This window comes from uncultured Parasphingorhabdus sp., from assembly GCF_963677535.2.
Lineage (GTDB): Bacteria > Pseudomonadota > Alphaproteobacteria > Sphingomonadales > Sphingomonadaceae > Parasphingorhabdus.
Window position 1 is genome coordinate 1503868 of record NZ_CAXXUT010000003.1, and the last position, 14556, is coordinate 1518423.

15 protein-coding genes and 1 tRNA gene are annotated in these 14556 nt (G+C 58.7%); 8 read left to right on the forward strand and 8 right to left on the reverse strand.

Annotation, left to right across the window (positions count from 1 at the left end; all coding sequences use genetic code 11):
- The first annotated feature begins 55 nt into the window (after positions 1-55).
- Complete coding sequence (locus ACHZCJ_RS14305) at positions 56-880, forward strand: hypothetical protein (protein ID WP_321327191.1); 825 nt, start codon at positions 56-58, stop codon at positions 878-880.
- 122 nt (positions 881-1002) lie between these two features.
- On the opposite strand, the gene ACHZCJ_RS14310 is transcribed toward ACHZCJ_RS14305, so the two are convergent.
- Complete coding sequence (locus ACHZCJ_RS14310) at positions 1003-1494, reverse strand: DUF3598 domain-containing protein (protein ID WP_321327193.1); 492 nt, start codon at positions 1492-1494, stop codon at positions 1003-1005.
- A 283-nt stretch (positions 1495-1777) separates the two neighbouring features.
- On the opposite strand from ACHZCJ_RS14310, the gene ACHZCJ_RS14315 reads away from it, so the two are divergent.
- Both ACHZCJ_RS14315 and ACHZCJ_RS14320 read left to right on the forward strand, forming a co-directional pair.
- Positions 1778-3193: an FAD-binding oxidoreductase gene (locus ACHZCJ_RS14315; protein ID WP_321327195.1), complete on the forward strand. Its 1416-nt coding sequence runs from the start codon at positions 1778-1780 to the stop codon at positions 3191-3193.
- A 479-nt stretch (positions 3194-3672) separates the two neighbouring features.
- Entirely contained in the window at positions 3673-3873 is a 201-nt protein-coding gene (locus ACHZCJ_RS14320) for a PqqD family protein (RefSeq protein ID WP_394700132.1), read from the forward strand.
- Here the strand turns inward: ACHZCJ_RS14320 and ACHZCJ_RS14325 are convergent.
- Positions 3868-3942: transfer RNA gene (locus ACHZCJ_RS14325), tRNA-Glu, on the reverse strand. The genes ACHZCJ_RS14320 and ACHZCJ_RS14325 overlap by 6 nt on opposite strands.
- A 180-nt stretch (positions 3943-4122) precedes the next feature.
- A complete protein-coding gene (gene recJ / locus ACHZCJ_RS14330; RefSeq protein WP_321327197.1) occupies positions 4123-5889 on the reverse strand; it encodes a single-stranded-DNA-specific exonuclease RecJ in 1767 nt (588 codons plus the stop codon).
- Positions 5890-5954: 65 nt separating this feature from the next.
- On the opposite strand from recJ, the gene ACHZCJ_RS14335 reads away from it, so the two are divergent.
- Positions 5955-6446 carry an NAD(P)H-dependent oxidoreductase gene (locus tag ACHZCJ_RS14335; RefSeq protein WP_321327199.1) on the forward strand — a complete coding sequence of 164 codons (492 nt, stop codon included), beginning with the start codon at positions 5955-5957 and terminating at the stop codon, positions 6444-6446.
- Here the strand turns inward: ACHZCJ_RS14335 and ACHZCJ_RS14340 are convergent.
- From ACHZCJ_RS14340 to ACHZCJ_RS14360, 5 genes are all read right to left on the reverse strand, one after another.
- Complete coding sequence (locus ACHZCJ_RS14340) at positions 6443-7033, reverse strand: uracil-DNA glycosylase family protein (protein ID WP_321327200.1); 591 nt, start codon at positions 7031-7033, stop codon at positions 6443-6445. The two genes, ACHZCJ_RS14335 and ACHZCJ_RS14340, sit on opposite strands and share 4 nt — an antisense overlap.
- Positions 7030-8271 (reverse strand): alpha/beta hydrolase, encoded by a 1242-nt coding sequence (locus ACHZCJ_RS14345; protein ID WP_159645633.1) that lies wholly within the window; start codon positions 8269-8271, stop codon positions 7030-7032. Before ACHZCJ_RS14345 ends, ACHZCJ_RS14340 begins: the two co-directional genes overlap by 4 nt.
- Positions 8272-8273: 2 nt before the next feature.
- On the reverse strand, positions 8274-9248 hold the full coding sequence (glpX, locus tag ACHZCJ_RS14350; protein WP_159645630.1) for a class II fructose-bisphosphatase: 975 nt from the start codon (positions 9246-9248) through the stop codon (positions 8274-8276).
- Between the two features lie 130 nt (positions 9249-9378).
- Complete coding sequence (locus ACHZCJ_RS14355; RefSeq protein ID WP_159645628.1) at positions 9379-10677, reverse strand: homoserine dehydrogenase; 1299 nt, start codon at positions 10675-10677, stop codon at positions 9379-9381.
- Positions 10678-10794: 117 nt separating this feature from the next.
- Positions 10795-11631, reverse strand: coding sequence for a hypothetical protein (locus tag ACHZCJ_RS14360; protein ID WP_321327202.1), 837 nt, complete (start codon positions 11629-11631; stop codon positions 10795-10797).
- Between the two features lie 270 nt (positions 11632-11901).
- On the opposite strand from ACHZCJ_RS14360, the gene ACHZCJ_RS14365 reads away from it, so the two are divergent.
- From ACHZCJ_RS14365 to ACHZCJ_RS14380, 4 genes are all read left to right on the forward strand, one after another.
- Positions 11902-12558 carry an energy transducer TonB gene (locus ACHZCJ_RS14365; protein ID WP_159645625.1) on the forward strand — a complete coding sequence of 219 codons (657 nt, stop codon included), beginning with the start codon at positions 11902-11904 and terminating at the stop codon, positions 12556-12558.
- 81 nt (positions 12559-12639) lie between these two features.
- Positions 12640-13398: a MotA/TolQ/ExbB proton channel family protein gene (locus tag ACHZCJ_RS14370; protein WP_159645622.1), complete on the forward strand. Its 759-nt coding sequence runs from the start codon at positions 12640-12642 to the stop codon at positions 13396-13398.
- A 106-nt stretch (positions 13399-13504) separates the two neighbouring features.
- A complete protein-coding gene (locus ACHZCJ_RS14375) occupies positions 13505-14026 on the forward strand; it encodes a biopolymer transporter ExbD (RefSeq protein ID WP_159645619.1) in 522 nt (173 codons plus the stop codon).
- Positions 14027-14070: 44 nt separating this feature from the next.
- Positions 14071-14523 carry a biopolymer transporter ExbD gene (locus ACHZCJ_RS14380; RefSeq protein WP_159645616.1) on the forward strand — a complete coding sequence of 151 codons (453 nt, stop codon included), beginning with the start codon at positions 14071-14073 and terminating at the stop codon, positions 14521-14523.
- Positions 14524-14556: the final 33 nt, after the last annotated feature.

The window sequence follows — 14556 nt, forward strand, 5'->3', positions numbered from 1 at the left end:
AAACATCCCGGTTGCGATTATTTGATCCCGTGATAGAGTTGTCCGGACAAATATTATGGAGAATCTGACCATGTTCTTGCTTGCCACCCTGTCCGCCGTCGCCATCGATAGCGGTGCTGCAGAACCGGAGAATCTGGAAAATCTGCTCGCCGGAACCTTCACGAACGAAGAGCACGCCTATTTCGAAGCGGATGCCGACCGCACACCACCGCCCTGGATGGCCTTGCGCATTTCCAGCACCGAGGACGGGATGAAACTGCAAAGCATCGATGCCTATGGAACGGAAAAGGGCGTAGCACAGCCGATCACAGTCGCACATGGCGGGGATCGGGATATCCTGTCTGTCGGCGATTGCGAACGCTTTTTTGAGCGGGGCGAAAAAGGCTGGAAACTGGCCGCGGTACAGAACAGGAAACTCTGCCGTCAGGACTACCAGATTTCCCGTGTCACACAAAATGGCATTACATTGCGGCTGGCCAATGGCGAGGAGACGATTCTCAAGCGGGCGCGTCCGGTCCAATGCTGGGCGGCGGTGAAGAAGGTTGCGCCCAAGGCTGATGGTAGCGCCGATTGGCTGTTTGCCCAGAAGCTCGAACTGCACGACCAGGGCGGCCGGGTCCTTGTTGGCGGCGGTGATACGGGAACGGATCCGCTGATCTTGCGGATGCGGGCGGTGTATTGGCCAAAACCGAGCACCAACCGGCCGAGCATGGTGCTCTATGTGCACAAGCCGGAAAATCCGGACAAGGCGGTCAGCTACAGCTGGGCCGATATCGATGCCAGTCGTGTGGGAATGAACCTGCGGTGGATGCAGGCCAGTTGCACAATCGTCGGAGCGGAGCGCTCCTCGGAAGTGACTCCGGACAATTTCAGAGGCTAGGGCAACGGTATAAACGCGGCTCTGGACCCTAAACCGGAAAATGGTGGCCCGGCGGTGACGTTCATATGTCGCTGCCGGGCGCCCATCGATATTTTCCGACGGTCAGGACAGGTTCTGCCGCTCTAGTCGCCCATCTCCGCATCGATTTTGCGCCAGTCTCTGGTGACAAATTTTTCCTGGATGGCGGTGCGCGTTTCCAGCACGCCATCGCGAATCCAGTGCCATGTCCGGCAACGGTTCTGGCCGTCATCGGAAATCTGAATCTGTTCATAGAGATAGAGCGAGGGATCGCCCTGCCGCTGCCAATATAGCATCACGGTCCGGTTATATTCATCGAGCGGCACTTCCGCAGCCCAACCCTTGATCAGTTCATTGTCCCACCAAACCCGCTTGTCTCGATATTCTGCAGGAAATTCGCGGTTCTCGGTCTTGCCGTCCGACCATGTGTAATAGTTGGTCTGGTGATAGGGGACCGGACCGTCGTCGGGAAAACGGCACAACAGGCGGGAGGCATGTTCGTCGATCTTTTCGTTCTGCGCATTGAAATATGTATAAGTGCCATCCCAGACGCCCTCATGACGCGCCAGCAGAGGCATATCTTGTTTAATTCCCATGATCATTTCCTTCATATGGTTCACATAGCGATGCATTTTCGCATCCGGCGGGAGCCGCAATTCGCCGGCGCTCCAGTATCCTGGGCGACGCGGGCAATATTATCTCTCCATTTTCTCACCGGCTCTTCCTGTTGCAACGACTTGCGGTTGGAGGGAGGGTGAGAATCGGCGGATTATCACAACATGACTATATTTGTCCGGACAAATTAATCTCGACAAGTTTTTTCTGGTGCTTATTGTGTTTTTATCGATTGCGGAGAAATTCTATATGGACGCGGATGACATGAAAATTGCGGGAAACGGAGAGTCTGCGGCGAAGGACGCCCTGATTGCAAAAATCGCCGGGGTCGTTGACGCTGGCGGGCTCATTACCGGTTCCGATGTCGCGCTGCGCCCGGAAGACTGGCAAGGCCAGGGCAGCTGTCAGGCGCTGGCCGTCATACGACCGCAAAATACCGGGCAGCTGTCTGCCGTAATGAAGCTTTGCCATGATGCGGGACAGTCCGTTGTCGCAGAGGGAGGCCTGACCGGCCTGGTCCAGGGCGTGCGCCCGACATCCGGTGACATTGTGATCTCGTTCGAGCGGATGGCCGATATCGAGTCGATCGACGCGGTCGGCAGGACGATGGTGGTTCAGGCCGGGGTTCCCTTGCAAAAGGCGCAGGAAGCAGCAGAGGCGGCCGATCTGCTCTATGCCGTGGACCTGGGCGCGCGCGGTTCCGCGACGATTGGCGGCACGATCTCGACCAACGCGGGCGGCAATCAGGTGCTGCGCTATGGTATGACTCGCGAGAATATCCTCGGGCTTGAAGCTGTGCTGGCCGACGGCACGATCGTCTCCTCGATGAACAGTCTGCTCAAGAACAACAGTGGCTATGATCTGAAACAATTGTTCATTGGCGCCGAGGGGACGCTCGGTCTGGTGACCCGTGCAGTGCTGCGGCTGCGTCCCCGTCCGGTGAGCGAGAATACAGCGCTTCTTGCGGTCGGCGATTTTGCATCCGTGGTGACCCTGTTCGGCTCGATGGGGCAGAAACTGGCCGGCAGCCTGACCGCCTTTGAAGTGATGTGGGGAGACCATTTTGCATTGCTGACAACCGAAACGGGGCGCCACGTTCCGCCGGTGCCGGCGGGGCAACCCTATTATGTGATCGTCGAGGCGACCGGCGCGGACCACCGGCGCGACAACGAGCATTTTGTCGAGATACTCGGCGAGGCGCTGGAAGACGGACTGATCGTGGATGCGGCGATATCAACGTCAAAAAGCCAGCGCCAGGCGATATGGGACATACGGGAAGATATCGAGGGGCTGGCAGGGGTGCTGAAGCCACTGGTGATGTTCGACGTCAGCATGCCGATACGGGAAATGGAACAATATATATCGGTTCTGCGCAAAAATATTGCCGACCAATGGGGAGATACGGCGAGGATCATTGTCTTTGGCCATCTCGGTGACGGCAATCTGCATATTTTTATATCTCCCCCTGCGGATGATCAGGCCACCCATCATTTGCTCGAAGAAATTGTTTATGCTCCGCTCCAGTCGATCGGCGGTTCAATATCGGCCGAACATGGTATCGGACTGGAAAAACGCGCATGGCTGCATCTGTGCCGGTCAGAGGACGAACTGGCACTCATGCATGGATTGAAGAAAACCCTCGATCCAAAGGGGCTGCTGAACCCCGGGAAAATATTCTGAATGATACGCCGGCAAGGCCGGGGGCGTGAGTGTCCAAGGCCAAGCCACGGGGTGTCAGTGCCCTGATGCACAATCGCCTTTCCGTCGGAAACCGGATGCAGAATAGGCCCTCGTCACTGGTACAGGCCCAGGCCGCACTTGGCTTGGACCGGTCAGCTATGGCTTTGTCCGGCATGGCAGAAAGTCACGCAGCGGTGATGACTTCATCAAATGGGCACTCATATGGAAAAATCCCTGCTCCCTTGCTTGCGGCTGTCTGCGTGACCAGGAACCATATCTCGCCAGTCACGATGTACCCGCTTAAAAGTAGCCCCCCTCATTGCATATATATTCCGCCTACGGATTTTAATTCGAGAGCGATATCGTCCTGCCCGAACGGCGTGCCGACGCGCGCAGGGGCGATGGTCTGGTAGCCATATCTGCCGGAGATGTAGCGAAATCCGTCTCTTGTAGAAGCGGAAACGGATGGCCAGATTTTCATGCTGGATGTGGAGAACAGCCGCTATATTGCGTTGAACGCCGTTGGTGCGCATGTCTGGCGCCAGCTGGACCGGCATAGAACACAAGGCAAGCCTTCCGTAACCGTTTCATATATTGCAGCGGATGGCACCGGTCGAGCGCGCGACAATCGCCACAAGTCCCGGGCGTCTGCCATATTCAGAATTTCTGGGAAATGGTGACCCCTACGGGAATCGAACCCGTGTTTCAGCCGTGAAAGGGCCGCGTCCTAACCGCTAGACGAAGGGGCCATACCGTTTGCCGGTCGGCGAGCCACGGCCATTAGGGGGGTGCTCGGCTTTGGTCAACCCTCTTTTCACCGGAAATACCGGGCTTTTTTTTCCCTTCGCGCCGGACCGCCCGTAACTCTTTGTCTTCAGGCCCGGGAACAGCCGCCTCGATCCGGAGCGGCGTCTGGTCTCAACGCGTGCTCAATCCGCCCAGGCGGCATCTTCCAGATGGATTTCTGCCGACGGACGGCTGCCCCAGTCATCGATCTTGGCGCGTCCGGCGATCCATAATTTGCGTCCTCTGGGTGCGCTGAGCAAAGTCTGGCCGAGATCGCTCTCTGCCGCCCGGAAGGCTATGGTCTTGATCGACGCTCCGTCATCGCCGCTGACGATCATCCGGACATGGTTGGTGCCGACAATATCGCATTTGACGATTCGCACTGGTCCGGTGGCGATCCGCGGCGCGGGCCAGCCCATGCCATAGGGACCGGCACCGTCCATGGCCTCGACCATGGTCGGATTGACGCCCTTGGGCGACAGCACCGCATCGAGCAGCAGCGCCTTGCCGTCCTGCGCCTGGCCGACGCTGCCGGCGAGCCGGTCGTTGAGAAATTCGGAGAAGGCATCGACCTTGTCCGCGGCGACCGTGACGCCCGCAGCCATGGCATGGCCGCCGCCGGCGATCAGCAGGCCGCTGTCCTTGGCCGCGATGATCGCGGCACCCAGATCGACGCCGCTGATCGAACGGCCCGAGCCCTTGCCGACGCCCTCTTCGTCCAGCGCGATGATGATCGCCGGCCGGTTCAATTTCTCCTTGATCCGTCCGGCGACAATACCGATAACGCCGGGGTGCCATCCCTTGGCGGCAAGCACCGCCACCGCCTGGTTTTGCTGGGCCGAGCACATGGCTTCTGCCTCTTCCAGCACATGGGCCTCGATCGCGCGCCGTTCCTGGTTGAGATGATCCAGCTCGGCGGCGATTGCCTGCGCTTCTTCCGGGTCCCGGGTGATCAGCAGCCGCACGCCAAGATCCGATTTGCCGACGCGTCCGCCGGCATTGATTCGCGGCCCCAGCGCGAAGCCGAGATCGGAGCAGATTGGAGCGCGTTTGAGCCGGCTGGCGTCGATCAGCGCGGAGAGGCCGATATTCTGGCGCCCTGCCAGAACCTTGATCCCTTGCGCGACGAAGGCGCGGTTTAGGCCGCGCAACTGGGCGACATCGGCAACCGTGCCGAGGGCGACAATATCCAGTAATTCCAATAATCTGGGTTCGGCGCGGTCCGTGAAAAAGCCTTGGTTGCGCAACGTGCGAACCAGCGCCGCGCCAAGCAGGAACGCCATGCCGACGGCGGCGAGATGGCCATGTTCGGCGCCGGCGTCGCTCTCGTCCAGCCGGTTGGGATTGACCAGCGCAATCGCCTTGGGCAATTCCACCGCGCATTTGTGATGGTCGACGACGATCACTTCGACCCCGGCCCGGTGCGCCATGTCGAGCGCATCGAAAGCCATCGCGCCGCAGTCTACGGTGACCACCAGATTGCTACCCTGTTCACCCAGCTTGACCAAGGCCTCGCCGGAGGGGCCATAGCCCTCCATCAGCCGGTCGGGAATATAATAGCCCGCGTCCAGCCCCAGGTCGCGCAGCAGCCGGATCAGCAGCGCCGCACTGGTTGCGCCATCGACGTCATAATCGCCGAATATCGTGACCTTTTCCTGATTCTTGATGGCGAGGGCCAGGCGCTCCGCCGCCTTGTCCATATCCTGAAAAACCGAGGGATCGGGCATGAAACCGCGGATTGTCGGCTCGCGGTTGACCGCGAGCGTTTCCCGGCTGGCGCCGCGGGCGAGCAGCAGCTGGGTGACCAGGTCATCGGGCTGAAAACCCGGATCGCGCGCGTCGGCGCTGGTGCTGCGCCAGCGCCAGCTCTGGCCGGACAGGGATTTTTCTACATTCAATACTGCACTCATGGCCGGTGCTATGCGTCAAAGCAGCGGCGCTGACAATCGGTCTGTTGCTTGCTAGGGAGAAGGCGATGAAAAAGCTTCTGATCATCTATTACAGCTATACCGGCGGCACCGCGCAGATGGTCGAGGCCGCTGCCCGGGCAGGGCAGGTTGAGGATGGCATCGAAATAGACATCCTGCGCGCGGAAGACTGCCAGCCGGAGCATATGCTGTCCGCCGACGGCTATATTTTTGCGACGCCGGAAAATCTGGCGGCGATTGCCGGGGTGATGAAAGCCTTTTTCGATCGCTGCTATTATCCCTTGCTTGGGAAGATCGAAGGCCGCTCCTATGCGGCAATGATCTGCGCCGGATCGGATGGCGAGAATGCGCAGAAACAGCTGGAGCGGATCGCCACCGGCTGGCGGCTCAAGAAAGTCATCGACAGCCTCATAGTCTGCACCCATGCGCAGACTGAAAAGCAGATATTGGCACCGAAAACGATTTCCGAAACCGACCGCCAGCGATGTGCCGAGACGGGTGCCACGATATCGGCGGGCCTCGCTATGGGTATATTCTAGATCAGCTCGCGCACACGGTCCTGCAGGACCGGTATCACATCCGCTTCGAACCAGGGATTGGCCTTGAACCAGCGGATATTGCGCGGGCTGGGGTGGGGCAGGGGCAATAGCTCCGGCCAGAACTCCCGCCAGCGTTTCACCGTTTCGGTAAGCGTGCGGGATTTGCGCTCTCCCAGATGCCAGTTCATCGCATGCTGGCCCAGAACCAGCGTCAGCCGGATATTGGGCAGGGCCTCGAGCAGCGGCTTGCGCCAGGCCGGCGCGCATTCCGGTCGTGGCGGCATGTCTCCGCCTTTGCCGCTGCCGGGAAAGCAGAATCCCATCGGCACGATCGCGAACAGGCGCGGATCGTAGAATTGCGCCTCGGTCACGCCCAGCCAGTCGCGCAGCCGCTTGCCGCTGACATCGTCGAACGGACGGCCTTTCTCGTGGGTCTTGCTGCCCGGCGCCTGGCCGACCAGCAGGATCCGCGCGGCGCTGTCCGCCTGTACCAGGGGTTTGGGGCCGAGCGGCAGACCGGTGCAGATCGTGCAGGCCCGGATTTCGTTCAGCAGGCCGGCCAGCGCGTCGGGTGGGCGGCTCGTCATTCCTTGCGGCGGCAGATCGCCAGATGATCGGGCTTCTCGTCCGAGGCGATCGGTGGCAGGACGAAGACATGCCCGAGATGGGTTGGTTCGCGTCCTTCCGGCATTCTTTCGCCGCTGACGACCGCGGCGAAATCGCTGCAGGCCGGTGCGCTTTGCAGATAGTTGCTGTGGCCGGTGCGGCCCCGGCTGACGGCGGTCGTGTCGATGATGGTCAGCGCCGCCTTGCCGATCGCTTCGGCATATTTCGGATGCGCCGCATAGCAACGCTCGGGAAGGCCGCGGGCCTCGAGTTCCGCAGCCTCGAACGGACTGAAACAGCGTGGGTAGCCGAGCCGGGGATAGCCGTGAATGTCATCGGACAGCGACAGGGCGCGATCCTTGATCGATGCGTATACGGTGATCCGCCGGTCGTTGCGCACCCGCCGCTCAGACAATATTTCCTCGGCGATATCGCGTTCGAAATCCTGGGTGTCGACATCCGGCGAGACCAGAATGATGTTCGAAATGACACTCGAATCGCCATTGGGTACGTTGCGGTCGACATATTCCACCGACGGCAGTACCAGCCGCGCGCCGAGCGAATGGGAAATCAGCACAATTTCCTTGGTCGTTTCGAGCTGAGCCAGCTGCATCAGGAACTTGCGGAAATTGCGCTCGTCCCAGTACATATTGGTCTCATCGACGGGATATTTCAGCAAGGCGCCCTGCGAGGGCCAGCTATACTGGATCGCCGGGCCGGCAAAGCCGGTCAGTCGCATGATCTGGTCGGTGTCGCGCGAACTGGTGAAAAAGGTCTCCCGATAGCCGTGGACATAGAGCAGCACGCGACCATCCGCATTTTGCATTCCAGCGGCAAGATTGGCCCACCATTGCTGCGAATCGGAGAATGCGAGGGGGATGGTACGGGTGGTTTTTCCCGGTTCGCGTTCCACCTCCTGCGGCCCGGCAAAACGGCCGTAGCGGACCTTGTCGCCTCGATGATGCAGCAGCCGGATATTCTCGGTCAGGCAGTCCGGCAGCCGGCTCGTGACAAAGAAAAACGGCCTTTCAGCGGCATCTGGTGCCAACGCGGCGTCCGGCTCGGGATTGCACCGTTCGGCGGCGACATAGTCGGAATGGCGGATCTTGCCATAGTCAACCGGTGTCACGCATCCGGCTATCAGCCAGGGCAAAGCCAGAATCGCCCATCTGGCTCGGGATGCGAGATGGTTGGGCGACAGCAGGCTGGCGATGGCCATTGTCAGCTTTCGCGATGCTCGCTCTTGACCCAGCGTACGGTGCCGGAAGAAGCGCGCATGACAACGCTTTCCGTGGTCATTTTGCCACCGCGCAATTTCTTGACGCCTTCCAGCAGCGAACCGTGGGTCACGCCGGTAGCGGCAAAGATAACATCGCCCTTGGCCAGTTCTTTCAGGTCATAGACCTTGTCCAGATCCTCGATACCCCATTTATAGGCGCGCTGGCGCTCGTCGTCATTGCGGAACAGCAGGCGGCCCTTGAACTGCCCGCCGACGCAGCGCAGCGCGGCCGCTGCAAGCACGCCTTCGGGCGCGCCGCCGCTGCCCATATACATGTCGACCGTTGTGTCTTCGTCGGTGGTAGCGATCACACCGGCAACATCTCCGTCCGGGATCAGCATGATGCCGCATCCGATTTCGCGCAATTCGGCAATGATCTTGTCGTGCCGTGGACGATCCAGAACACAGACGATAATTTCGGCCGGCTCGACCCCTTTTTCCTTGGCAACTGCGGCGACATTTTCGGTGACCGACTTGTTGAGATCGATAATGTCGGGCGAATAGCCCGGACCAACCGCAAGCTTGTCCATATAGACGTCAGGCGCGTTCAGCAGATTGCCCTGTTCCGCAATGGCCAGCACGGCCAGAGCATTGGCACCGGCCTTGGCGGTGATGGTTGTGCCTTCCAGAGGGTCAAGCGCAATATCGATTGCCGGGGCTTTGCCTTCGCAGCCGCGGCCGACCTTTTCTCCGATAAACAGCATCGGCGCTTCGTCGCGTTCGCCTTCGCCGATCACGACCGTACCGCAAATGTCCAGTTCGTTAAGCGCGGCGCGCATCGCTTCGACGGCAGCCGCATCGGCGGCTTTTTCGTCGCCGCGGCCAATCAGATTGGCTGCCGATATGGCGGCTGCTTCGGTAACGCGTACCATTTCCATGACCAGTACGCGGTCCAATATGTCGCTTGCTTGTGGCATATTATCGATCAGTCCTTCTGTAAGGGGCAATTTCGAATTCTCGATAGGGGAGCGATATTGCAATGTCGAGACAGCTTTTCCCGATCCACCCGGTTGATAACTCCGGCTGCGGCTGCAACCGGAGGCGGAATCAGTCCTGATCGCTCAGCAGATGCATCACCACGGGAACAGCCTGCAAGCTGGTGGAGGTGGACAGGGCTTCCAGGCTTTCCGAGACATTGCGCTCACGGCTGTCATGGGTAACCATGGAGATCAGCACTGACCCTTCATCGGTTTTCGCGGTCTGGATGAGGCTTTCGATCGAAACATTTGCATCGCGCATGGCGGCGGTGATTTCGGCGAGCACACCGGGTTTGTCGGCGACGATGAAGCGAACATAGCTTTTGCCGGTCCGGTTGCCGCTTTCGGCCCGTTCGCAAGGCTCCATGGCGCTGGCAGGGGCGGCAAAGACCGTCCCGGCATCGCCGCGCGCGATATCGATCAGGTCGGCCATGACGGCCGAAGCCGTCGGCCCTTCGCCGGCACCGGCGCCCTGAAACATCAGGCGGCCGGAAAAATTGCCCTCGGCAACCACGGCATTGGTCGAACCCTCGATATGGGCCAGCGGATGATTTTCCGGTACCAGATAGGGATTGACCCGCTGGAACAGTTTCCCATTGTCGATCCGGGCCATGCCGAGCAGGCGGATGCGATAGCCCAAGGCCTTGGCCTGACCGATATCCGCCGCCATGATATGGCGGATGCCGTCGATCTCGACACCGTCGAAGTCGAGCGCCTTGCCGAATGACAGTGCCGCCAGGATGGCGAGCTTGTGCGCCGCATCGACACCGTCAATGTCGAAACTGGGATCGGCTTCGGCATAGCCGATCTCCTGCGCTTCCTGCAGCACTTCGTCAAAGTCGCGGCCGTGTTTTTCCATGGCCGTGAGGATATAATTGCAGGTGCCATTAAGAATGCCATAGACCCGCTCGATCCGGTTGGCCGAGGCACCGTCGCGCAATCCCTTGATCACCGGTATCCCGCCGGCGACTGCGGCTTCATAGCGAAGCGAGAGATTCGCATTTTCCGCAGCCTGTGCCAATTCCATCCCGTGATGGGCGATCATGGCCTTGTTGGCAGTAACGAATGACTTGCCGGCCGCCAGACTCTGCCGCGCCAGTTCCAGCGCGGTCCCGTCGGAACCGCCGATCAGCTCGACAACGCAGTCGACATCATCATGGGTCGCCAGATCTGCGGTCCTGTCGCACCAGGAATAAGGTGTCAGGTCGATGCCGCGGTCTCGGTTGCGGTCACGGGCCGAGACAGCGGTTACCACGATCGGACGACCGGCCCGTTGCGTGATCATGGCACCATTTTCTTCTATCAGCCGGATAACGCCGGTGCCGACGGTACCCAGTCCGGCGAGCGCGATGCGTAGCGGAGCAGTCATGGTGAATAAGCCTTTTTGCGATTCAGGTGGGATGGTTGGCGCCTTATTAGCGCCGCCCTGATCGAATGCCAGTATAAGTTGGCCGTTATCGGCTGGACAATATAGGTAGGTAGAGTCTCAGGGCTGGCGTGAGCGCGGGCAGTCGCCGAGATCGTTGAGCACCATCTGGTAGTCGCTGCTGGCTTGTCGTGCATCGGCCGGTGCATTGCCGGCCAATGCGCTGGTTGGCAACTGACGGGGGAGGAAACAGGCCAGCCGGTACCAGAGCAGGCTGTTTCTCATCGGAGCACGGGCGGCTTCATCGACAATCTCTCCCAGCGAGACGGCCCAGAACCGCTGCTGGCCAGCCCGTTTCAATATGGTAATCGAGATCGGTGAACCGCTTTCGGTTTCCAGAAAAATCTGCGTCTCCCCTTCACCGATGATTGTACCCGGCACGTGAAACGCGCTGGCGATCCGGGAAATCGCGGGCGGTGCGTCATGGGCAACCAATTCGCGGACCAGCGAACGGATGCGCTGTTCCCGACTGGTTGTCCAGGCGATCTGGCCGTCCTTTGCGGTCAACTGCACATTGTCACCGCTGCCGGGCGCGCGGCGGGCGAATATGATGAAGGGCTTCTTTTTGATTTTCGGAGCGCGCCCGCGATTGTCCAGCGGCAAATCTGTTACATAACGAATCGTTTCACCGATGCCTCCGTCGCCGCGAATCAGGGCATTGGTCGATGCAATTATATAAAAACGCCGGGTGTTCGGTGGCGCATTCGGCGCGCGTTCGGGGTCTACTTCAATCGCTTTTTTAACCGTTACATGGGCGATGATAGGAGCGTTCTCGCTAAGGTCTGCAATGTCGGCATATTGCAGGCTGTCACCATCGCCCGAAACCTGTGAAAAAGCCGGAATGCCAGCAATTTGAGAGAAAAACAGCGTGACCGCAAATATCGTGAAAAAGCGCATGATTTTCCCTTGTTTTAACATTTATGATAGGCAGTTTTTAGCCCGTATTTTAGGCCTTTAACAGCTTAATCGCTGCTGAACCAACAAAGCGATTGCCTGCGTGGAACTAGCACGTTAAAACAAATTTAAGATGGCTTTCAAGCGAACGAAAAGTTGTCACGGGGATAAAAAGGGTCGCGACGGTTTGTTCCAAGCCTCTCGCTCTTTGTCTGGAACTTCAGCAATGGAGAATAATACCTTGTGATGGGGAAAAAGGAGTTACATTTCTGAATGGCTTATGCTGACCAAGAGATGAGTTCGAACAAGATCATATCGATCGTTCTTGTCGTAATCATTCACCTGTTACTTGGCTATGCGCTGGTCACTGGGCTAGCCTATACTGCCGTCAAGAAGGTTGCCACGCAGCTGGACATGATCGACATTGAAGAGGAAGAACCACCGGAAGAACCTGAGGAGCCACCTCCACCTCCGCCAGACCAGCCGATCGAGCCGCCACCCGTAGTGTCGCCTCCGCCAATCGTGGCTCCCGTGGTTGCACCGCGGCCGGTAATCCGGACCGTACCGACTGCGCCGCCACCTCCGGCACCGGTTGTTGCCGCTCCACCGGCACCACCGCCTCCGCCACCGCCACAGCGCGCAAATCCGGAGCCTCGCGGTAATCCGGGGAACTGGGCCAACGCGAATGACTATCCTTCGCGGGCTCTGCGTGAAGAACGCGAAGGGACCACACGTTTCCGGCTAACCGTCGGAGCAAATGGTCGGGTAACTGATTGTCAGATCACAGGTTCTAGCGGCCATGCTGATCTTGACCAGGCTGCCTGCAAAAACCTGACGCGGCGTGCGCGCTTCAGACCTTCTCTGGACGCGAACGGTGAACCTACCACCGGTTATTACGCCAACGCCGTACGTTGGCAGATACCGGAATAATGTAATCGGGAAGGGCTCCTCCAACTAACCCTTCCCAACAACAGTTTATTGCAATTAGTTTATCCTGAGGGGAATGTTAAAATGTTGATTGAAATTTTGGCCGCTGCACCGGCGGCTCCACAAAATGCTTTCGGTTTTTGGGAAGCAATGGAACAGGGCGGCGTTATCGCATGGTCTGTTCTCGCAATTCTGACCATCATGTCGGTATCGTCTTTCTACATCCTGTTCTCGAAATTGTTCGAGCAGAACAAAGTCATGAAGCAGGGGGCTGCAATGCGCTCGACTTTCTGGCGCGCAGGCAGCCTCAAGGAAGGCGCTGCCAAGCTCGACAAGAATTCCGCCTACCGCCAGATCGTCGACGACGCGATCAAGGCAGACGCTGATCACGCCAAATTGACCGACCCGGTTGAAGCGCACGACTGGCTGCACGGTTCGATCGAACGGTCGCAGGATCTGATCAAGTCGAAGCTCGCTACCGGTCTTCCATGGTTGGCTACCGTTGGTGCAACGTCGCCGTTCATCGGCCTGTTCGGTACGGTTATCGGCATCTATCGCGCCCTGATCAAGATCGGCATCGCCGGCCAGGCATCGATCGACGCTGTTGCTGGTCCTGTTGGTGAAGCTCTGATCATGACCGCGCTGGGTCTTGGTGTGGCTGTTCCTGCCGTTCTCGCCTACAACTGGCTGCAGGGACGCAACAAGCGCATCTCCGAGCAGCTGGCTGCATTCTCCAATGACGTTCTGGGCTACATGGCTTCGGACGGTGGCGTTAAGCCAGTTGCGAACGCTGCTGCTGCCAAGCCTGCTGCGAAACCAGCTGCGCCTGCCGCGAAGAAGTAAGCCGTAGGCCGGGTTGCCCGCCGTGTATCACGCAGCAACCCGGCCAACGCACGACAAGGAGGCCTTCGCTTCCTTCAGATGTTTAGTTTTGAGAGGATAAAATCCTATGGCGATGAATGTTGGGGGCGATAGCGGCGAGGAAACTCCTCTATCCGATATTAATACCACCCCACTCGTGGACGTTATGCTGGTGCTGCTGATCATTTTTCTGATCGCTGTTCCCGTGGTTATCCAGACCGTGGAACTCGAGCTGCCGGTGCTTCCTTTTGAAGTTACCACGACGAAGAAAGAGAATGTGCTGCTGTCGATCACCACGACGGACGCCGCAGGACGTGATCCGGGCGAAGAAGGATATTCAGGAGCCACGCCGGGCGGAAACTGCCGTGTATACTGGGGTACCAGCCCGGTTGATTCCAACGAGCTGGTCAGCAAAGCGGTCAAGCAGCTGGAGGACCAGATTGAATCCTTTGGAGGCGTCGAGAATATGACACCGGAAGATATGCCGGAGGTTCACATCCGCGGTGACATCAATACGCCTTATAAGTGCATCGGCGGTGCAATCTATTCGATGCAGCGTGCCGGCTTTGCAAAAGTAGGCTTTATTTCCACACCGATCGCAGTCGAATAGTTCGACCGGCGACTAGAGTTATTGAAGGTTAAGGAGACTCCCGAATGGCAATGAGTGGCGGAAAAGATGATGGCGAGCCAATGATGGAGATGAACACGACGCCGCTCATCGACGTCCTGTTGGTTCTTCTCATCATGTTCATCATCACGATCCCCGTGCAGACCCACGCAGTCAAAATCGACTTGCCGGTGTCTGATAACGATCCATCCAATCCACCTCCCATAGATCCGGTCAAAAACCGCCTTGGGATCACGGCGACAAACCAGATTACCTGGAATGACAGCGAAGTTTCGCTGAATCAGGTCAAACAATATCTGGCGCAGACCAAATCGATGGTGCCGGAGCCGGAACTGCAGTTCCAGCCCGATCCTCTGAGCGCCTACCTGACCACCGACCGGACATTGGCGGTGATCAAGGATAGCGGTGTCTCCAAATTCGGTTTTGTCGGCAACGAGCAATATGGCAGCTTCAACAAGGCTAGCCGCCCGCCGAACTAGGTTCGACGCAATGCATTTACAGGGGTCGCGGTA